We start from the raw sequence: 20,153 nt of genomic DNA on the forward strand, positions 1-20,153 counted from the left end.
CTGATATGATTTTTATAAACACCAGATTATTATATGAGTTTCTTACTCAGTTCAGCAAAACTATCTATAGCACTAGCACGCTCGTATAAAACCATGTAGATAGTCTCTGCTATAGGCAAATCGACTTTATATTTCTTATTAACTTCGTAGATACACTTGGCACCATAATAGCCTTCAGAAATCATCTCCATTTCGCTCTGAGCTTGTTTGACCGAATAACCTTTTCCCAAAAGCGTTCCAAAAGTACGATTCCTACTATAGCGTGAGTATGCTGTTACCAATAGGTCTCCTAGATAGACATGGTCGGTGATATTTCTATTCTTTTTGAGTGCTTTTTTAAGAAAACGCTGCATCTCGTCAGCAGCATTTGCCAATAGCACTGCCTGAAAATTATCGCCAAGTCGTAACCCTTGAGAAATACCAGCTGCGATAGCGTAAATATTCTTAAGCACACTCCCATACTCAATCCCTGCTACATCATTACTAACCTTACAGAAGACAAACTCATTGGTCATTACCTCTTTTATTTTCTGTGCTTTCTCAATATCTTCACAAGCAACAGTCAGATACGATAGCCTATCAAGAGCCACCTCTTCTGCATGGGTAGGCCCGCTAATTACACCTATCTGATCGATAGGCATACCATACTGCTCTTGGAGAAACTCAGAAATGATCATGTAATCATCAGTGATAATCCCCTTAACAGCATTTAGGATAAACTTATCCGCTAAACTATTTTCTTTGGTCTTCTCTAAGATATTCTTAATATATGGAGAGGGAGTTACCAAAATTAACGTATCGGATGCTTCGATAATTGATGGGATGTCATTATAAAAATTGATACGATCAGTATCAAACATCTGCGAGGTCAGATAGGACGGATTATGTCCAAAACGCTTGAATTGGCGAACAGTCTCACCAAATCTAAAGTACCAATTAATAGACTCTTCATGAGCTAGGACGATCTTAGCAAGAGCTGTTCCCCAGCTCCCACTACCTATGATCCCAATTCTTCCAGGAGACCATGCCTGGTCCATCTCCTCTTTATTCGTCTTCATTTTTATTACTCTGCTTTACCTCGGGCTTCATTTGTGGGAATAATAGGACCTCCTGAATGCTCTCCTGTCCTGTAAGAAGCATTACGAAACGATCCATCCCAATACCCATACCACTTGTAGGTGGCATACCATACTCAAGAGCTCTGACGAAGTCTTGGTCTATAAACATAGCTTCATCATCACCTTTCTCGGAGAGTCTCACCTGCTCTTGGAAACGCTCTAATTGATCTATAGGATCATTAAGCTCAGAATATGCATTCAGCAATTCCTTGCCATTGACCATCAATTCAAAACGCTCTGTAATACCAGGCTCCACTCTGTGCATCTTAGTTAGCGGAGACATCTCAACAGGGTAGTCAATGATGTAGGTAGGCTGGATATAGTTCTTTTCACACTTTTCACCGAATATTTCATCTATCAGCTTACCTTTCCCCATGGTCTTGTCCACAGGTATATCCATCTTTTTACAAGCCTCAAATAGCTCTTCTTCGCTCTTGCCGTAGATATCAAAGCCAGTGTACTCTAGGATGGCATCTCTCATCGTTACTCTAGGGTAAGGAGCCTTGAAGTCTATTTCAGTATTACCAATCTTTGTTTTAGTAGAGCCATTAACCTCAATAGCAACATACTCAAGCATTTGCTCTGTCATCTCCATCATCCACTTATAGTCTGTGTAGGCCACATAAACTTCCATGGCTGTGAATTCAGGATTATGAGTTCGGTCCATACCTTCATTTCTGAAGTTTTTGCTAAACTCATACACGCCATCAAAACCGCCCACAATAAGCCTTTTAAGGTAGAGCTCATTTGCGATTCTTAAATATAAAGGAATATCCAGTGCATTGTGATGAGTGATAAATGGTCTCGCTGCTGCACCGCCAGGAATACCCTGAAGAATAGGAGTCTCTACCTCTAGATAACCACGATTATCAAGGAAGTCTCTCATTGCCTTGAAGGTCTTAGTCCTTTTCTTGAAAATCTCACGTTTCTCAGGATTAACTACAAGGTCCACATATCTCATCCTATATCTCTGCTCAGGATCAGTAAACGCATCATATGCGACACCATCCTTCATCTTAACAATAGGAAGAGGACGAAGTGACTTCGTAAGTATAGTCAATTCCTGAACGTGAATAGATATTTCTCCCATCTTTGTGCGGAAGACAAACCCCTTGACACCGATAATGTCACCAATATCCAGAAGTTTCTTAAAGACTGTATTGTACAGTGTTTTATCCTCTCCTGGTGCTATATCATCTCTAGTGACATATAGCTGGATTCTCCCGGTGGTATCCTGCAATTCACAGAATGCAGCTTTTCCCATGATTCGACGTGTCATGATACGGCCTGCCACAGTCACTTCCCTCTGTGGAGCATCGTCCTCAAAGGTCTTTTTAATTTCTTCTGCGTGTGCGGTTACCTTATATTCTGCTGCAGGATATGGATTTATCCCCAGTTCTCTTAGTTTATTTAAACTCTCTCGACGAAGTAATTCCTGTTCGCTTAGTACTCTGGTACTCATTCTTTTTTATCAAAATATTGTAAGTATGCCCAAAAGGGGAGGCATCCAAGTCTATTGAATACTCCCAAAATATCTTTGTACAAACTTACCAAAAAAAGGGGAGTTAATTCCCTGAATAGACGACAGGCGAACCATACTCTGGATTTTTTGAAAGAAATAGGGTGATGTTTTTAAATTTTCATCAATAATCCTTCTTTAATATATGAATGTTGGGAGAGCAGTTCCCTACGTATAATGTGTGGGTATGTGTAGCATGATAGTCTCCTATAAGAACAATTTTTTTTCCTATAGGAGACTTTTCGTTTTCTTACAACTATTTTTCCTCCAAACTATTAGCTTTAAACATAGATACCTCCTATTAAGATCGACGTACTTTGCCTATCCGTTGTTTTTAATGTAGGGAGCACATGAGGGATTCTTTTACCTAAGGTTATAATATTTCTACTTTAATAGGTTCATATGGCTCTCTACTTCGAAGGAAAACATCATCTAAGAAGAGAGCGTTAAAGCCAAAGATGACTTCAACGCTCTCCTAAGAAATAAATCTTTTATATTACGATTGACTTTACTGGATATAGAGTGAGTAATCCTCTACTTCGCCATAATCAAAGATTTCATTAGAAGTAGGATAGCCGTCATTCATCTTCATAGAGACTCTGACTCTATAGAATCCTTCATCCATCTGGAATGGCAAGCTAAACCAGCCACTAACATATTGCCATCCATATTTACTGACAACTTGTTCGTTGGACTCAAAATACCCATTGCGGTTATAGTCAATCCATACTCTCCAATAGCACCAATAACCTTGTGAGGTACCGAAGCCAGGAGTTAACTTATAGGTAATCGAACTACCAGAAGATGACTTGATGTAATATTTGGATTTTGCAGAGTAGTTACTATACTTATCTCCAGAATTAGACTCATTAGTCATACTACCTAGTTGAACAGATTTAATATATCCATAATGTGAATCTAAGGCATACGACTCTGGGTATTTAATTGGATCGGGAGTAGGATCCACAGGATTTGGAGTCGGATCTACTGGATCAGGTGTAGGATCAATAGGATCAGGAGTAGGGGAAGGTTCGCGATTTGTAAAAAGAATAGGGTAATCCTCGACCTCACCATGATCAAAAGTTTCACAAACGCTTGGATAACTACCCCACTTCATGGAGACTCTCATTCGAGTGGCCTCCTTTGTGGTATTGTTAGGGATGGATATCTTTTTAGTGACCGCTTGGTTGGCACTGTTGGTTATAAATTCAAGTGCCATCTCGTCTTGTGAGAATTGCTTGTCTCCATCAAGGTCAATCCACACTCTCCAATACTCGTAGTAGCTTCCCGCTGTAGATCCAGGTACTACGGTAAAGTCATATGTATTACCATTCTTTAGATATACTTTCTGGTCTTCGAAGTAGTTGTACCCTCCAGCATTGCTATACGTTTTATTATCTACATTAGAAAATTTAACCCTACCGATAAAAGTGCTCTTGGCATAACGACCTGATGATTCGCAGTAATTATTATCAGGATCAGGTGTAGGATTAGGCTCTGGATCTGGTGTAGGATCAGGTTGATTAGCTGGCTGAATACCAATAACGATATCTTGTCCGTAATTGAAGCCACCTGATCCACCACCTGTACCTAAGCTACCTGGATTCAGTGCGTGGAGAAGGAAGTAACCATTACTCATACCTCCCCATCCCCAATTGATGTGGAAATAACCATTGTTATATCCATCACAAACAAAAGAGTGGCCACCACCACTGCCAGAACCAGCATACTGAACTGGACGACCATTAGCTAACTCTTGATAAACAATGCTTTCCCACTGTGATGTATTATAATTACTTCTGTATATATCTTGTACCGTATTCTTGTAATAATAGTGCTTAACCAAAAGATCGGGTACGTAGTATTGCCATGTGCCGCTACCACTTCTACTAAACATCATATTCAATCCTACCGCAACATCATAACAGAATAGTGCTACATCGTCATTACGTCCTCTAAGTGTGTACGCTGGCATATTATCCCAATTGAGTCTATGTTCAAAATTTGCAACCTGTCCATCGTGGGTAGAGCGGTGTGAACCAGTACCATAATCAGGGTATTCCCAGTACTTCATAATCTGGCAGGTGGCTGTTGCGACACATCCCACTGGAGTGCCTGAAGGGCAGTATGCGTTATAGTAAGGGGATTGATTCCAATTAATATTTCCCAGCAATGGGGAGATACTCCGATAGGCTCTGGTAGTCTGTGTCGTTACCGAGCCGCGAAGTGCCGACTCTCTATTGAGCTTGAGGTTTTCATCAACGACGGTATTAAGTCTGATGGAGTCAATACAACTAGCATAAGCCCCTAGGAAACTAATGACATTTGAGGATTCATTAGGATACTTTTCAGCATATTCTTGGGTAAAGAAATTACCTTCGTCAGAATATGCTAAAATAGGAATAGTTGCATCCCATGCTGACACAATGATGTATCCTTCCTCACCGATGTTAAATACATAATATGCTGGTAATTGAGATGACTTATCATTGGAATTAGTGGATCTTAATGTCACACTTGAAGTGGGCTCTTGAAAAGCGAGTGAAAGAGAAGCATCTTTCATTGACCTAAGATCTGAATCAATTGCCTCATTCTCTTGGAGAAATATATAGGCCAAAGCCTTTGCTTCTTCGACAGTTAGATGCTTTGATGCCTCTGAAGAACTTTTAGCTTCCTCTGGGGTCCTAACATCCTCAGGCGTACATGAAATGACAAGAAAGATGGTTAGTAAACCAGCTATAAATGCCAAGAATAGTTTTAGTTTTGATGTCTGTTTCATAAGTCTTAAATTATAGAATAAATAAAGTGAAAGAACAACACTGGGATAGGGGGGAGAGCCTCCTATCCACAGTGTTAGTTGTGTATTTACTAAAAGTTAAGGGACTTATTAGTAACTATATTTGTTACCTACTTTCTTAACACCCTTAGACTCAAGCGTAAAATCAGGCTCCGTAGAGTAAGCATCAAGTTAATAAGCTGGCTGAATGCCAATAACAATGTCTTGTCCATAATTGAAGCCACCAGATCCACCACCTGTACCTAGGTTACCTGGATTCAGTGCGTGGAGTAGGAAGTAACCATTACTCATACCTCCCCATCCCCAATTGATGTGGAAATAACCATTATTATATCCATCACAAACAAAAGAGTGACCACCGCCACTGCCAGAACCAGCGTACTGAACTGGACGACCATTAGCTAACTCTTGATAAACAATGCTTTCCCACTGTGATGTATTATAATTACGTCTGTATATATCTTGTACCGTATTTTTGTAGTAATAGTGCTTTACGAGCAGGTCTGGTACATAATATTGATATGTGCCACTACCATTTCTATCAAACTGCATATTCAATCCTACCGCAACATCATAACAGAATAGAGCTACATCATCATTACGTCCTCTAAGTGTGTATGCTGGCATATTATCCCAATTGAGTCTGTGTTCAAAATTTGCAACCTGTCCATCGTGGGTAGAGCGGTGTGAACCAGTACCATAATCAGGGTATTCCCAGTACTTCATAATCTGGCAGGTTGCTGTTGCGACACAACCCACTGGCGTGCCTGAAGGGCAGTATGCATTATAGTAAGGGGATTGGTTCCAATTAATATTTCCCAGCAATGGGGAAATACTCCGATAGGCTCTGGTAGTCTGTGTCGTTACCGAGCCGCGAAGTGCCGACTCTCTATTGAGTTTGAGGTTTTCATCAACGACGGTATTAAGTCTGATGGAGTCAATACAACTAGCATAAGCCCCTAGGAAACTAATGACATTTGAGGATTCATTAGGATACTTTTCGGCATACTCTTGGGTAAAGAAATTACCTTCGTCAGAATATCCTAAAATAGGAATAGTTGCATCCCATGCCGAGACAATGATATACCCTTCATCTCCTATATTAAACACATAATAAGCGGGCAATTGAGATGACCTGTCATTGGAATTGGTAGATCTTAATGTCACACTTGAAGTTGGCTCTTGAAAAGCAAGTGACAGAGAGGTCTCTTTCATTGACCTAAGATCTGAATCAATGGCCTCATTCTCTTGGAGAAATATATAGGCCAAATCTTTTGCTTCTTCGACAGTTAGATGCTTTGATGCCTCTGAAGAACTTTTAGCTTCCTCTGGGGTCCTAACATTTTTGGACGTACATGAGCTGACAAGAAAGATGGTTAGTAAACCAGCTATAAATGCCAAGAATAGCTTTAGTTTTGATGTCTGTTTCATAAGTTTTTTTAATGTAAAATTATAAAATAACAAAGCGAGAGAACAACACTGGGATAGGGGGAGATCCTCCTATCCACAGTGTTAGTTATGTATTTACTGATAGTTAAGGGACTTATTAGTAACTATATTTGTTACCTACTTTCTTAACACCCTTAGACTCAAGTGTAGGTTGGAAAATAATATTGGCTTCATACTCAAGGTTGTTGTAAGTTTTTCTTTTAGTATAAACATTCATTGAGCCCTTGAGTGAGCCAAAAATAAGGTCACGAATGGTCAGATCCAAACTTGTACTACCAAGGTCGTCCAGTTTCACACGACCATTGATATCGGAGTTATAAAAAGCAGCGTCAACAGTAACTTTTATAGCTAAAAACTCTTTCATAGTCATGCCAGAAGGGCGTTTGATGACTAATTCTGTAACAGGTTCGTTAGCTAGGCTGGCAATTGTCTCACCATCTTCTATGCGGATGTAATCACTCATACTCTTACTAAACATAGTTTGCCATTTAGCTCCTGGAAGATCCGCTTTCATATTAACTTCACCATATAAGCAGATTGGTTTTCTTGGACCTGACTTAGCACGAGCAGATTCAGGCTGAAGACTAATCTTAATCTCATCCATATCAGGAATAAAGTAACTCTCGTTTAATACATAATCACTAGTTAACACTACTCTAGCTACAGAATTGTCATTTACATAGCGAAGAGTGTAAGCGATTGGTTTTGCAGAGAATGGAGAGAGCGGTGCGGCTAGTGCTTTTTTAAAACCTTCCCAACCATTTGATAGACCTTGTCCGTGTTCCTGACTTGTACCACCTATGAGATAACTCTTGCTCACTGAGGCGTCTAAAATCTCTTTATACTTAGTAGAGAGATCAATGTCAATTTTCTCTTCTCCATTTGGGAAGTTCAGATTAAGGGCAGCCACAACTTCGTGATACTCATGGTTACTAGAGATGACTGCATAACCTAGACGACCATAGAATACCTCACTAACGTAAACTGGCATTACACCATCCATATCCTCAACGTCTGCGGTCTTGAGGATAGAGTTTTTAGAATTCGGTACGTCAAGAGCTACGCTATATGCTTTTTGTACAGCTTTGACGAGGACGTGTGTCTTCATCTTTTCATGTTTTCCAGTAAGATTTAGCTTTGCTTTCAAGTCGTCAGAGTCGTAACCTATCCCAATTTGTATCCCAATTTCTTGAGAGTTTGATACCTCATTAACTTCAAAAGTAGTAGTTGCGGCAAGAGGTAGGGCAGGGATAGATCCCCAACCTTGCATAGTCCCATTATAGTCACTACTCTTAGGATCCACGACGTTTCTAACGTAGCTATCTCCGGGATTCTGAGGATAGAGCCCATTAGCTGACCATGTAATCATTCCTATAGTGCTCTTCAAATTCATAAACTTTCCATTGGTAATTGAACTACCGACGAAGACACTACCTGGATAGATTTGGTTACTGGATGGATTAAAAATACTCATCTGATCAAATGCAAATCCAGCATTATATACTTTCTTTTGATTGATAATAACTCCATGGATATTATCATAAATAGCATCGATTACGGCAGTCCCATCTACTGGAGGCTCTATCGGGCTTAGTGGGGGAATGATAACGCCATCTTCATCACCATTTGCACGAGTCATACCATCGGCTAATGGTAACGATAGCTTCGAAAAATCAGTGATTTCGTTGTCAGATTCTGTAACACTAGAATTATCAGAATCTCGAGGTTGTCCATCTGTATTACTGCATGCTCCAAAAAGCAGACTTAAGGACATAAAAACCAGAACAGCTTTAACGCTTGAAATAATGTTCTTTTTCATAATTCTTTTGTTATTTATGTAGTTATTTATTTTTATTTGATTGAGTAAACTGGGAGAAAAGTGTCTGTCCATTTCTTCCAATGGCACGTGTCGATGTTCCTTGAGGTCCATCGGTCTCTACAATTGTGCTAGGAACTTCTTGGACACCTTCAACATCATGGAATAATTCAAAGACAATACTACCACTATAGTCTAGGCGTGTATTACGACGAGTGTTAAATATATACTGTCCATGCATTGCATTGAAAAGCAAGTCTTGAATTTTTACAGAGACAGTTCGCTTTCCTAGATCTTGACCTACAATCGTACCTGCAGGATTTGTATTGTGAAATTCAGACTCTATCTCTACACGTTTGTCTAAGAAGTCGTGCATGCTCATTCCTTCTGGTCTTATCAACTTTACTTGATATTCTTCAGGGTTGTCAAAAGGAGAACTTTGATCCTTCTTAACTTTCACATAGTGCTCTTTAGGTATAGAAATTAATGGATATTCTTGAACCTCATTAGTTCCTGTTAGTTCTGAAGGAACCTTAAGTGTAGTATTTCCCCAGACATATATATCTTCTCTATTTCCAGCTTTAGCTGATATTGAAGATGACCTAAACGAAAAAGTTATGGACTCACAATCTTTCACAAAGTAGCTTTCAGTGACTGGATATTCACCAGTCAAAAGTACACGTGCGACTGAATTATCGTCAGCATACCTCATGGTCATAGCTATCGGCACAGCATCATAAGAGTGCAATGGCTCAGACAGAGCCTTCTTAAAACCTTCCCATCCTTCTGTAACAAATTGGCCATGTGAGCCTGATTCTCCTCCAATGATTACAAATTGAGTAAGAGAAGTATCTAGAATTTTTTTGTACTTCGAGCTAATTTCTAATGAGTACTTAGGAACTAAGATCTCTAAAGCAGCTAAGAGTTCTAAGTAATCATGATCTGTCGAAATCAAAGCATAGCCTAGTCGTCCGTAGAAAATATCCGAAATATACACGGGTAGGACACCATCCATAGAAGCTACGTTTGCTTTCTGTAAAATCGGCCTTCTGGGGATATCCATAGATATCGAATAAGCCTTTTGGATAAATTTTACTAAGATGTGAGTTTTCAGTTCACCTACTTTTCCGGATAAACTGAACCCAGCCTTAATTTCTTCAGTATCGATACCAATTCCAAACTTTGAGCTAAATTCTTTTAGACTGTTCACTTCAGTCACCTCAAAAGTAGTAGTAGTAGCAGTTGGATTTTTTGGAACTGAGTTCCACTCCTGAAGTACACCTGTATAATCACTGAAGTTAGGATTCAGAGTCTTAGCAACAAATTTATAACCCGTATTTTTAGGCGACAAATCTGGAGAGGACCATGTGATATCACCTACTTCTTGTTCCTTGACTGGTATATACCTACCATTTGAGATAGAGTTCCCAACCAATACATTGCCAGGAAATATCAAGTTACTCATTGGGTTAAAAAGCAGATATTCATTAAATGTTACACCAGCCCTGTACATTGAACTGCGGCTAATAATAACTCCTTTTATACCATTTAGTATAGTAGGGGTTATATCTTCACCCTCGGATGGTTCCCCAATAGGTACTGGATCTGGAACATTTTCATTGGCTCGAATCATGCCAGCCCCAGCCGGTAATCCCTCAAGGCTTACACCTTTACCAGCTTGATAGCTATCAATGGAGTCAATTTCCGCTGATTTGTTTTGACAACCGAAAGTTGTCATCGAAAGAGCTATAAAAAGCAAAGAAAACTTTTTGATAACTCCTTCTTTTTTGTAGCAAGTTTTTTGACAAATTCTCATAGTCTTTGTTTTTTAAGAAATATGTTATCTAAATAATGTGTATAATCATACAATATAAGTTCAGCTTATATGAATAAATACAAATAATTCATCTCGTGACAATATTACATAAAATTTATTGTTTTTATGTTGTTTTTATGTTAAATGATATCTTAATAATGTTTCGTACATGATAAATTACTATGAATTCAAGCTTAAACTGATGATACATATCCAAGAAATGGAGCTAACACTATGTCTAGTTATAAAAAAATGCTCCATTATATGAAAATTGTTTTGATCAAGGTGATTACTAAACGATGTTTTTACTGGCAATATAATATCGTCATTAGACCAGAGTAGGTGACTATCTACAATATTCATATGATCGTTCTTCTTTGATATCATTATGAACTTAACATAACCCCTATTATAACCGCATGGATATATTAAGGACAGGAATAGTCAGCTCTATATATTATTGTTATATTTGATGTCAGTTATCAATACAAGAAAATTTCAAATCGTATGAATCAAAATAGAATTACAGAATTACTTGGCATCGAATATCCTATTGTCCAAGGAGGTATGGTGTGGTGCAGCGGACATAATCTAGTAGCTGCCGTTAGTAATGAAGGTGGTCTAGGAGTATTGGGATCAGGATCTATGTATCCAGATCAACTCCGGGAAGAAATCAGAAACACTAGAAAACTAACAGACAAGCCGTTTGCCGTTAATTTACCTCTAGTATATCCAGATATTGCTCAGCACATTGATATAATTATCGAGGAAAACGTACCAATAGTTATAACTTCAGCTGGTAATCCTAAAAGCTGGACCAAACATCTTCACGACCATGGTATCAAGGTTATGCATGTCGTAAGTAGCTCTAAATTTGCTCGTAAAGCGGAGTTGGCTGGTGTTGATGCCATTATAGTAGAGGGGTTTGAAGCTGGCGGTCACAATGGAAGAGAAGAGACAACAACAATGTGCCTAATCCCAGCGGTAGTTGATTCTGTCAATGTCCCAGTTATAGCCGCAGGCGGTATAGCTTCTGGTCGTGCTATGGCAGCAGCCTTTGCTCTCGGTGCAGAAGGGATTCAGATCGGAACTGCTTTTGCTCTAAGTGAAGAGAGTTCGGCTCACGAAGACTTTAAAAATCATTGCTTAACCCTAGAAGAAGGTGATACTAAGTTGCTTCTTAAGAAATTGGTCCCCACTCGACTTGCAAATGGTAAATTTTTAGAAGAAGTAGAGACCGCTGAATCTAGAGGTGCTTCAAAGGAAGAACTTCAAATACTTCTTGGAAAAGGGCGAGCAAAAAAAGGTATATTTCTTGGTGATTTAGATGAAGGTGAGTTAGAAATTGGACAAATCAGCTCTACCGTAAAGGAAATAAAGTCTGTAAGAGATATTATGGAGGGTATCCTCAAAGAATTTAGATCAATATTGAGGGAAGTAGAAAAAATATCAATCTAATCTTTCGTTTGTAATAAAGCAAAAGAGAGGCATGATCCAGTATCTCTGATGAGTTGTTGAATCATGCCTCTCTTCTTATGCTTAATAATAAAAAACCACTTAGATCTTCAACGCACCGATAATTTCATTAACATCAGAAATAGAATGTCGATCCATATAATCACTCATCTCCTCCAACATCTTTAAGGTGCATAATGGATCAACAAAATTGTAAGTCCCGACCTGAACTGCAGTAGCCCCTGCTAGCATAAACTCAATGGCATCTATACCATTAGTAATACCCCCTATTCCTATCACTGGTATCTTTACCGCGTTCGCTACTTGCCACACCATTCGGAGGGCAATAGGCTTAATCGCTGGTCCCGACAAACCGCCAGTCACGGTAGAAAGTATAGGGCGTTGACGCTCAGCATCTATAGCCATTCCTAGAAATGTATTAACAAGGGACAACGCATCAGCCCCATGATCCTCTGCAATTGAGGCCATACGAGCTATGTTTGTAACGTTAGGTGAAAGTTTTACTATTAAAGTCTTGTGATAAACAGCACGAATCTCCCTAACAATTTCTGCAATACCCTTTTCCGAAACCCCGAAGGCCATGCCTCCTTCTTTAACATTGGGGCACGAGATATTGAGCTCGATAGCGTTAATCCGCTCCAGCTCGTTCATCTTATGAGCAACAGCCACATAATCCTCTATTTTAGAGCCATTAATATTGGGTATAATTTCGGTCCCTAGCTGAATAATTTCAGGATATATTTCATTTACATAATAATCCAACCCATTATTCTGCAATCCCACAGCATTAAGCATACCACTTGCTGTCTCTGCCATTCTCTGAGGAGCATTACCCTGACGAGGCTCCAAAGTAGTACCCTTAGTAAAAATGGCACCGAGTTCACCAACATCATATATCCTATTCATTAGGAGCCCATCACCAAAGGTTCCAGATGCAGTAGTAATTGGATTCTTAAGCTCCAGATTATTAATTTTTACAGAAAAGTTCTTCATACCCATTTACCACATCAATTTATTAACATCGAACACCGGTCCATCTGTACACACTGATTTATACCCATCTATGGTTGGTTCTGTACAACAGAGACAAACTCCGACTCCACAAGCCATATGATTCTCGAGAGAAGCCTCACAGTGAATATTTTTTTCTCTAGCTATTTTTGCCACAGCCTTCATCATTGGGGTCGGTCCACATGTATATATACAGTTATAAGCATTGGGCTCATTAATAATATGATGTTCTGTAACAAACCCCTTTTCGCCCCATGACTCATCTTCAGTGGAAATATGTAGCGTTCCACATTTTTGAAAAGAGCTTAGATCTGGAAATAAAGTCTTCGTTTTAGCCCCGAATAGAAATGTTGGCTTTATCCCATTCTCTTTCAAACTCTTACCTAACATTAATAAAGGAGCAATTCCCACACCTCCACCAATAAGCAGAGGTTTGATATTTTGCTTAGGCTCTTCTGGAAACCAAAGCACGGGAGACGTAAAGCTATTACCTAAAGGAATAATGATACTGAAAACGTCTCCTATACGGGCTTTACTCAATGCTTGAGTACCTTTTCCTACATTTAATATGAGTAAGCCTAACGAATTATCATCTACATTATATATGGATATAGGACGGCGGAGAAAAGCGCCGCATCCACTTGGCACCTGTATTTGTACAAATTGCCCAGGTCTGCAATTAGGAATTTTCACCTTCTCATCCAGGGGAGAAAGTACCATTAGGTATAACGTTGGAGAGTAAAACTGCATTTTATCTACTTTAAAGTCAATGACTTTAATAGCTCTACCTGAATAATTCAGCTTATTATATTCACTCACAGTATTCATATAATATCAGTCGTTAATCAATGTGCACGATATTTCTTTCCCGCAAAAGTAATTAAAATTATGCCTATTTACTCTCTTTCTCAGGAATAAAGCTTTCAAATGTATTATCATCATAATAAACGATAATTCTTTTGACACTAGCCTTGGGTGGTACCATTTTTTGTTCTGAATAGCTTTTGCTTGGAGATTCAGAAAGACCAATCCGCTGAATAGCATTAGGATTATGATGAGAAGCATCTACATCAGCAGATGAATCTTGCTGTATTTGACTGGCATTTATATACTTTTCTTCTTCACCTGCAAAGGGCGTCTCTTGATGTTCCTCGAATAAACTCTTGTGAGATGTAAACGCCTTGTTATTAGGATAATCATTAAGTGGACTGAGAGAATTGTTATCCATAGATTCTTGTGAATCTCTGAGAGGATGTCCTTCACCATTAATTAACCAATGACTACTATATCTTGTATAGGCACTTAAAATCTTATTGACAACCTCCATGCTTGGATTATTACGCCCCGTCAATACATGGCTTAAAGTAGAAGTATTTATCCCAGTGATTCTTGAAAACTCTGCCTGAGAAATATCCTCCATTTCTATTATTTTTTTGATTCTATCCTTTACATCCATATGTGAATTAGAACGAAACTATACATATACACAAAGTACACATAATAAATATAAATACATACACACAAATATACCTAATATAATTCACTTATATACGTAGATACATACTTAATAATAATCGAATCCATTTCTATCCTCATCTGTTAAACATTCATTCATTTAAATTATCTTTGTAATGCGCTGGTTTACAACAGCATAAATATATGTAAACACGTGTTGTATAAAGAATTATCGAAGTATTTATGATTGTTTTGTCTTGAGTTGCTAAATACTGATTAGTTTACACCTATATATGATTGATTTTCTGATTATTATGATTTAGGATAAGAGGAGTATCACCTCATAACAATCAAGGAACTAGCATTAGCAATTATTTACACTTCATGTATGTATCGAAAATTCTTATATACATAAACAAAGTATATATATGTATTCCCCTACTCTTTTATTAATATTTTATATATGGTTATACATACACATGTATATATTTCCAGATAAAAACAATATATATATACATACCTTGCCTAAATTGTAGATATTATAATTGTCAAAATATTGACAGAAGAGTATTTTCTATATATCATTCTGATTTAGCTAAGAAAGTTATGGGAATTCCATTTTCATGACAAAACGGCTCTTTATAGAGATTATTAATTTTGAGAATGATTCACACCACCTTCACGTGGCTATGAATGCTTAGAAATAGAAAGATCCTATTCTAGAAATAATCACTATTTGAGGAGTTCAAATTCTTCCTATAGGAAGCAGTCTTTCTTCTTGTATGAAAAAATAATTCTTCCTATAGGAAACTTTTCTGCATCATATAACTAAAAAATAGCTTGTGTTTATGCTTGTCTTCTTTTGAAAAAAAGTTTCTTGCAATGACGTTATTCCAAATCCTACGTAGTGTTGCCCTTCATATTAATCTATTCATAATATATGCTTCTAATTTCTAGTGGCATTTCTAGTTTCTTCCTAAAATCGCTTACAATTGGGACGAATGATTAATCTGATCTAAACCTATTATTATGTAGATAACTCTATAAAAAAGTAGTCAAAATAATTTCTTGGGTATTAAATAAGTGTAATGAAATATATCACACCTTGTATTCAGGGATAAAATGGGTATTTTTGTATTTTATAAAAAGAAACATTAAGGAGATAGATATTATAAAATATGGCTGAAAATAAGCTGACAAGAAAAGATTTTGAGATTATGGCTCCTGTAGGGAGTTGGGAATCTCTGCATGCCGCGATACAAGGTGGAGCCGACTCTATTTACTTTGGAATAGAGGGCTTGAACATGAGAGCACGCTCTGCAAAGACCTTTGATACCGAGGATATGCGTCAGATCGTGAGGATCTGTAATGAACATAGTATCAAGACCTATCTTACGGTTAATACTATTATATATGATAATGATATGTCTCTATTGCATAACATTATAGACTCGGCAAAGGATGCAGGTGTATCTGCGATAATTGCATCTGATATAGCAGCCATGAATTACGCATTTACTCAAGGCGTTGAGGTGCATCTAAGCACTCAGCTTAATATCACGAACGTAGAGGCATTGAAGTTTTACTCACGCTTTGCAGACGTCGTGGTATTAGCTAGGGAGCTAAATCTTGATCAGGTAGAAGTGATTCACAATGCTATTGAGAAAGAGCATATAACCGGTCCACTAGGAGAACTAGTGCGTATTGAGATGTTTGCACACGGAGCCTTATGTATGGCGGTTAGTGGTAAATGCTACCTTAGCCTTCACGAAATGAACTCTAGTGCTAATAGGGGTGCGTGCAATCAAATTTGCCGACGTAGTTATTTGGTACAGGATACTAGTAGTAACTCGTCCCTAGAGGTTGAAAATCAATATATCATGTCGCCAAAAGACCTCAAAACGATTCACTTCATGAATAAAATGATGGATGCTGGGGTGCGTGTATTTAAAATAGAAGGCCGTGCTAGAGGCCCTGAATATGTACGTACCGTCTGCGAGTGCTATAATGAAGCCATTCTTGCACATTTAGAGAATACATATACTGAAGAAAAGATTAGGGATTGGGATGAGCGATTAGCGAAAGTCTTTAATAGAGGATTCTGGGACGGTTATTACTTGGGACAAAGACTTGGGGAATGGACTCATAAGTATGGTTCTTCGGCAACAAGGGTAAAGACTGCTGTCGGAAAGGTCATCAAGTATTTCTCAAACATTGAGGTGGCGGAATTTGAGTTAACGAATGACGTTGTAAAAAATGGAGATGAACTTTTAGTCACAGGACCCACCTCTGGAGCAGTCTTTTTCATAGCCAATGATATGAGGCTAGATGACGGCCCAGTTGATGAGGTACACGACAAAGGGGTACGATTTAGTATCAAAGTACCAGAGAAAGTACGACCTGGTGATACATTGTACATAATGAAGATGGTTGAAAATAAAAATAAGAGTAAATATTTATAAGACGTTGATAATGATGATGAAAGATCAAGTATTCCAACTACAAACACTGCCTAAAAAAGAATATCTTTTTTTGTTAGAAATGAAGGTTAGAGATTATGAATGTGACCTTCAAGGAGTTGTAAATAACTCTAACTATCAGCGATATATGGAGCATGCTCGTCATGAGTTTCTGGAATCAATAGGAGATAATTTTTCTAAAATGCATGATGAGGGATATGATGCCATGGTCTCTAAAGTTGAGATTTCATTTAAGCAACCACTTAGGAGTGGTGACAGGTTCTGGGTGGGCGTTAATTGTAGGAAAGAGGGTGTACGCTTCATTTTTGATGAGGATGTGATCAAGATAAAGGACCAGCAGCTAGCCGCCTCTGGAAGTGTCCATACTGTAGTGTTGAAGGATGGCGTCCTTACAAGGGGTGAATATATTGACGAATTACTTAATAAGATCTTAGGTTAATGCCCTTATTTACATCTCCTAGCTCTATAACTGAGGAGCAGTTATCACTGCTCCGATTAAGCTGCATTGATGGAATAGGCCCTGTAACAGGAAGGGGCTTAATAGAGCATTTCAAAACAGCCAAAGCTATATTGAGTGCTTCCAAGCAAGAGTTGGCGAAGGTTTCTGGAGTAAAAAGTAAGCTAATAGATCTAATTCATGGAAGGAGTGGATATGAAAAAGCAGACCAAGAGATGGAGATTCTCAAAACATTGGCTGATAATAACCATCCTTTGCGACTCTACTTCTTAGGAGATGAAGATTACTCACCATACCTATCACACTGCTATGATGCTCCTTTGGTATTATATGTAAGAGGAGAGATACCAGTAGATGGTCCCATGATTTCTATCGTTGGGACAAGACGTAATACTTATTATGCCGAAGAGTCATTAAGGTACATTATATCAGGTCTAGCAGAAGCTAGACCTGATATAATTATCGTTAGTGGGCTAGCATACGGCGTTGATCGGTTGGCACATGAATTAGCTCTTGAATATGGTCTTCGCTCTTTAGCTGTGGTTGCTCATGGGCACTATACACTTTATCCATCGGCTCACATACGACTTGCCCACCAAATCATTGAGACTGGAGGTGGGATTATCACTGAATACAGATATAATACTAGAGCTTTACCACAGAGATTTGTGGCCAGAAATAGAATAGTGGCAGGGCTAAGTCAAGCAACAATTATAGCTGAGAGTGCTATGAAAGGGGGTGCCTTAATCACAGGAAATTTAGCCTTTGACTACGGACGTCAGCTATATGCTATTCCTGGAAGGATATTTGATAAAGCATCCGAGGGATGCAATAAGATGATAGCGTTACAAAAAGCGAGTATCCTTACATCCCCTGAATATTTGCTCAGGGAATTGAATCTAATACAAAATCAACCTAAGCAAAAACCACTTCCTTTTATCGAAGATATACCCGAAGAAGAGAATCCCATCTTAAGACTTCTCAGAGAGGTTGGAGAATTATCCATTGAAGATTTATCTCTTAGGCTGGGTAAGGAACTAACTACGATTTCGGCAGAATTATTCGATCTCGAATTAGATAATAAGATTAGAGCCTTACCAGGAGGAAAGTATTCTATAAGAAATATCTAACACGGATTAAGCTCTCGTTATGAATGCATTGTGCTGTTGCTGTGTATGCTTCATTTATCTCACTCAACGACAGACTCGTCTTGCTGCAATGAGTCCACTACTTCTAACCTATCCTCAGGTTCATTTATAGCTAAAGTATCGGGCTCTGCTGTTTGGAGTTTACCTACGAACTCTCTCTTCTTCATATCAAATCGATCAATAAAGATAGATTTGGCTGACTTTTGGAGTATGAAATACAATGTTGCACTTCCATTAGCAGGCAGAGAATCTGGGAGTGATATGAGATGCCTAAGCGAATGAATACTATCAGGTGCAAGAACTGATTGGTGACGAGAATAATAGTGAGCCTTTTCATCTAATATCAGTAGATATACTCTCAAATCTAACGAATCTATAAGTTCGTTAGGTCTAACCGATGCATACCACTCAATTGTATCACTAGGAGAAAATGCCCCATCGAGATCAAGGGATTGATCAAAGTAATAAAGGTTTTGCTTCTCTGATAGGAATAATCGACCAGGTCCCTTCCAAAGAGTTTCCTTAGGAGTAAACCTTATACGTTCCATGGCTATGGAATCACTATATAGGGTATCAAGCTCCAATTTATTCGCAATCAAATCCTTTTCAATCTCTTCATATATCCTATCCAGGCGGTGAGAGTGCTCTCCATACCATACAAGAGAAGAGTCATACTTTTCCTTAGATACACCATGCTTATCTAATACACTTTCATAGTATAACATGGCAATCGAATCAGGCTGATATTGATTACGAAGATAGGCCTCTGTGAGTATCATATCCTTAGTAATAGCCAACATTTGATCCCTACTAAGGACATTCATCGGCTTCTGACATTGTGTAAAGAACAACAATATCAGACAGACCAAACCTAGACGATTCCCCCACCCTTTACTCATCACTTTTTGAATCATCCTTAGTTGTTACACTACCCCCAATCAAATCAGTAAATGAATGAGAGTAAAAAAGCAGTAACAGTACTACTCCAACGGAGATACAAGAATCAGCAAAGTTAAAGATGGGACGGAAAAAGACTAATTCCTCTCCTCCTACCCATGGTATCCAACTAGGCCATGTGGACTGGATAATCGGGAAATAAAACATATCCACGACCTTACCCTGAAGCCATCCAGCATATCCACCGCCCTCAGGAAATAGAGTAGCGATCTGACCATAACTATGGCTGAAAATCTGCCCATAAAAGACGGAGTCTATTATATTACCGATGGCACCTGAAAAGATAGCGACCAAGCATAATAAAAAACCGTTAGAGTATTTTCCATGGACAGCCTTATATATAAGCCACCCTATCAGTATGGAAGCTAGTAACCTGAAGATGGTAAGAAAAGCCTTATCAAAAAGCTCCCATCCGAAAGCCATTCCTGGATTTTCAGTGAAGTATATGTAAAACCAATCAGTGACCTTTAAGTCATCACCAAGCTTAAAGTTCAGCTTAACAGCAAACTTTATAGCCTGGTCGATAACCAAAAGGAGCAGTGCTACTCCAATAACCATCCAACCTCGACGTTTGGTATTGGAGCTTAAAATGTTCTCTGCACCCTCTTCTTGTGTAAGAGGGGCCTCATTTATCTCACTCAAGATTCTATTTCA

15 protein-coding genes are annotated in these 20,153 nt (G+C 38.5%); 4 read left to right on the forward strand and 11 right to left on the reverse strand.

Annotated features, from left to right (window positions below; genetic code table 11):
• Positions 1 to 29: 29 nt before the first annotated feature.
• The 6 genes from QYZ87_00235 to QYZ87_00260 form a co-directional block, all read right to left on the reverse strand.
• Complete coding sequence (locus tag QYZ87_00235; protein ID MDN4752966.1) at positions 30 to 1,037, reverse strand: NAD(P)H-dependent glycerol-3-phosphate dehydrogenase; 1,008 nt, start codon at positions 1,035 to 1,037, stop codon at positions 30 to 32.
• 7 nt (positions 1,038 to 1,044) lie between these two features.
• Positions 1,045 to 2,580 carry a lysine--tRNA ligase gene (gene lysS, locus QYZ87_00240; GenBank protein ID MDN4752967.1) on the reverse strand — a complete coding sequence of 512 codons (1,536 nt, stop codon included), beginning with the start codon at positions 2,578 to 2,580 and terminating at the stop codon, positions 1,045 to 1,047.
• Positions 2,581 to 3,145: 565 nt separating this feature from the next.
• A complete protein-coding gene (locus tag QYZ87_00245; GenBank protein ID MDN4752968.1) occupies positions 3,146 to 5,416 on the reverse strand; it encodes a C10 family peptidase in 2,271 nt (756 codons plus the stop codon).
• A gap of 189 nt (positions 5,417 to 5,605) precedes the next feature.
• Complete coding sequence (locus tag QYZ87_00250) at positions 5,606 to 6,865, reverse strand: C10 family peptidase (GenBank protein MDN4752969.1); 1,260 nt, start codon at positions 6,863 to 6,865, stop codon at positions 5,606 to 5,608.
• A 115-nt stretch (positions 6,866 to 6,980) separates the two neighbouring features.
• On the reverse strand, positions 6,981 to 8,702 hold the full coding sequence (locus QYZ87_00255) for a thiol-activated cytolysin family protein (protein ID MDN4752970.1): 1,722 nt from the start codon (positions 8,700 to 8,702) through the stop codon (positions 6,981 to 6,983).
• 22 nt (positions 8,703 to 8,724) lie between these two features.
• A complete protein-coding gene (locus QYZ87_00260; GenBank protein ID MDN4752971.1) occupies positions 8,725 to 10,437 on the reverse strand; it encodes a thiol-activated cytolysin family protein in 1,713 nt (570 codons plus the stop codon).
• Between the two features lie 585 nt (positions 10,438 to 11,022).
• On the opposite strand from QYZ87_00260, the gene QYZ87_00265 reads away from it, so the two are divergent.
• The gene (locus QYZ87_00265; GenBank protein ID MDN4752972.1) at positions 11,023 to 11,973 is read left to right on the forward strand and encodes a nitronate monooxygenase; all 951 of its coding nucleotides are present in this window, start codon (positions 11,023 to 11,025) and stop codon (positions 11,971 to 11,973) included.
• Positions 11,974 to 12,072: 99 nt separating this feature from the next.
• Here QYZ87_00265 and QYZ87_00270 read toward each other — a convergent pair whose 3' ends face one another.
• The 3 genes from QYZ87_00270 to QYZ87_00280 form a co-directional block, all read right to left on the reverse strand.
• Entirely contained in the window at positions 12,073 to 12,984 is a 912-nt protein-coding gene (locus QYZ87_00270) for a dihydroorotate dehydrogenase (protein MDN4752973.1), read from the reverse strand.
• 6 nt (positions 12,985 to 12,990) lie between these two features.
• Positions 12,991 to 13,830 (reverse strand): dihydroorotate dehydrogenase electron transfer subunit, encoded by an 840-nt coding sequence (locus QYZ87_00275; protein MDN4752974.1) that lies wholly within the window; start codon positions 13,828 to 13,830, stop codon positions 12,991 to 12,993.
• A 64-nt stretch (positions 13,831 to 13,894) separates the two neighbouring features.
• Positions 13,895 to 14,458 carry a helix-turn-helix transcriptional regulator gene (locus tag QYZ87_00280; protein ID MDN4752975.1) on the reverse strand — a complete coding sequence of 188 codons (564 nt, stop codon included), beginning with the start codon at positions 14,456 to 14,458 and terminating at the stop codon, positions 13,895 to 13,897.
• Positions 14,459 to 15,635: 1,177 nt separating this feature from the next.
• Between QYZ87_00280 and QYZ87_00285 the strand changes: the two genes are divergently transcribed.
• From QYZ87_00285 to QYZ87_00295, 3 genes are all read left to right on the forward strand, one after another.
• Positions 15,636 to 16,919, forward strand: coding sequence for a peptidase U32 family protein (locus tag QYZ87_00285; GenBank protein ID MDN4752976.1), 1,284 nt, complete (start codon positions 15,636 to 15,638; stop codon positions 16,917 to 16,919).
• 79 nt (positions 16,920 to 16,998) lie between these two features.
• Complete coding sequence (locus tag QYZ87_00290; GenBank protein ID MDN4752977.1) at positions 16,999 to 17,376, forward strand: acyl-CoA thioesterase; 378 nt, start codon at positions 16,999 to 17,001, stop codon at positions 17,374 to 17,376.
• Complete coding sequence (locus QYZ87_00295) at positions 17,376 to 18,524, forward strand: DNA-processing protein DprA (protein ID MDN4752978.1); 1,149 nt, start codon at positions 17,376 to 17,378, stop codon at positions 18,522 to 18,524. The genes QYZ87_00290 and QYZ87_00295 overlap by 1 nt, the downstream gene beginning before the upstream one ends.
• Before the next feature lie 59 nt (positions 18,525 to 18,583).
• On the opposite strand, the gene QYZ87_00300 is transcribed toward QYZ87_00295, so the two are convergent.
• A complete protein-coding gene (locus QYZ87_00300) occupies positions 18,584 to 19,441 on the reverse strand; it encodes a DUF4296 domain-containing protein (protein MDN4752979.1) in 858 nt (285 codons plus the stop codon).
• Entirely contained in the window at positions 19,434 to 20,057 is a 624-nt protein-coding gene (locus tag QYZ87_00305) for a lipoprotein signal peptidase (GenBank protein ID MDN4752980.1), read from the reverse strand. Before QYZ87_00305 ends, QYZ87_00300 begins: the two co-directional genes overlap by 8 nt.
• Between the last annotated feature and the right edge of the window lie 96 nt (positions 20,058 to 20,153).

It is taken from the genome of Porphyromonadaceae bacterium W3.11 (assembly GCA_030434245.1).
GTDB lineage: Bacteria > Bacteroidota > Bacteroidia > Bacteroidales > Porphyromonadaceae > Porphyromonas_A.

Excerpts from the sequence above, each read along its gene's own strand:
- QYZ87_00295 (MDN4752978.1), top strand. The coding sequence starts at position 17,376 with ATGCCCTTATTTACATCTCCTAGCTCTATAACTGAGGAGCAGTTATCA.
- QYZ87_00285 (MDN4752976.1), top strand. The coding sequence starts at position 15,636 with ATGGCTGAAAATAAGCTGACAAGAAAAGATTTTGAGATTATGGCTCCT.
- QYZ87_00250 (MDN4752969.1), bottom strand. The coding sequence starts at position 6,865 with ATGAAACAGACATCAAAACTAAAGCTATTCTTGGCATTTATAGCTGGT.
- QYZ87_00245 (MDN4752968.1), bottom strand. The coding sequence starts at position 5,416 with ATGAAACAGACATCAAAACTAAAACTATTCTTGGCATTTATAGCTGGT.
- lysS (MDN4752967.1), bottom strand. The coding sequence starts at position 2,580 with ATGAGTACCAGAGTACTAAGCGAACAGGAATTACTTCGTCGAGAGAGT.
- QYZ87_00270 (MDN4752973.1), bottom strand. The coding sequence starts at position 12,984 with ATGAAGAACTTTTCTGTAAAAATTAATAATCTGGAGCTTAAGAATCCA.
- QYZ87_00265 (MDN4752972.1), top strand. The coding sequence starts at position 11,023 with ATGAATCAAAATAGAATTACAGAATTACTTGGCATCGAATATCCTATT.
- QYZ87_00305 (MDN4752980.1), bottom strand. The coding sequence starts at position 20,057 with ATGGTTATTGGAGTAGCACTGCTCCTTTTGGTTATCGACCAGGCTATA.
- QYZ87_00275 (MDN4752974.1), bottom strand. The coding sequence starts at position 13,830 with ATGAATACTGTGAGTGAATATAATAAGCTGAATTATTCAGGTAGAGCT.
- QYZ87_00260 (MDN4752971.1), bottom strand. The coding sequence starts at position 10,437 with ATGACAACTTTCGGTTGTCAAAACAAATCAGCGGAAATTGACTCCATT.
- QYZ87_00235 (MDN4752966.1), bottom strand. The coding sequence starts at position 1,037 with ATGGACCAGGCATGGTCTCCTGGAAGAATTGGGATCATAGGTAGTGGG.
- QYZ87_00290 (MDN4752977.1), top strand. The coding sequence starts at position 16,999 with ATGAAGGTTAGAGATTATGAATGTGACCTTCAAGGAGTTGTAAATAAC.
- QYZ87_00300 (MDN4752979.1), bottom strand. The coding sequence starts at position 19,441 with ATGAGTAAAGGGTGGGGGAATCGTCTAGGTTTGGTCTGTCTGATATTG.
- QYZ87_00255 (MDN4752970.1), bottom strand. The coding sequence starts at position 8,702 with ATGAAAAAGAACATTATTTCAAGCGTTAAAGCTGTTCTGGTTTTTATG.
- QYZ87_00280 (MDN4752975.1), bottom strand. The coding sequence starts at position 14,458 with ATGGATGTAAAGGATAGAATCAAAAAAATAATAGAAATGGAGGATATT.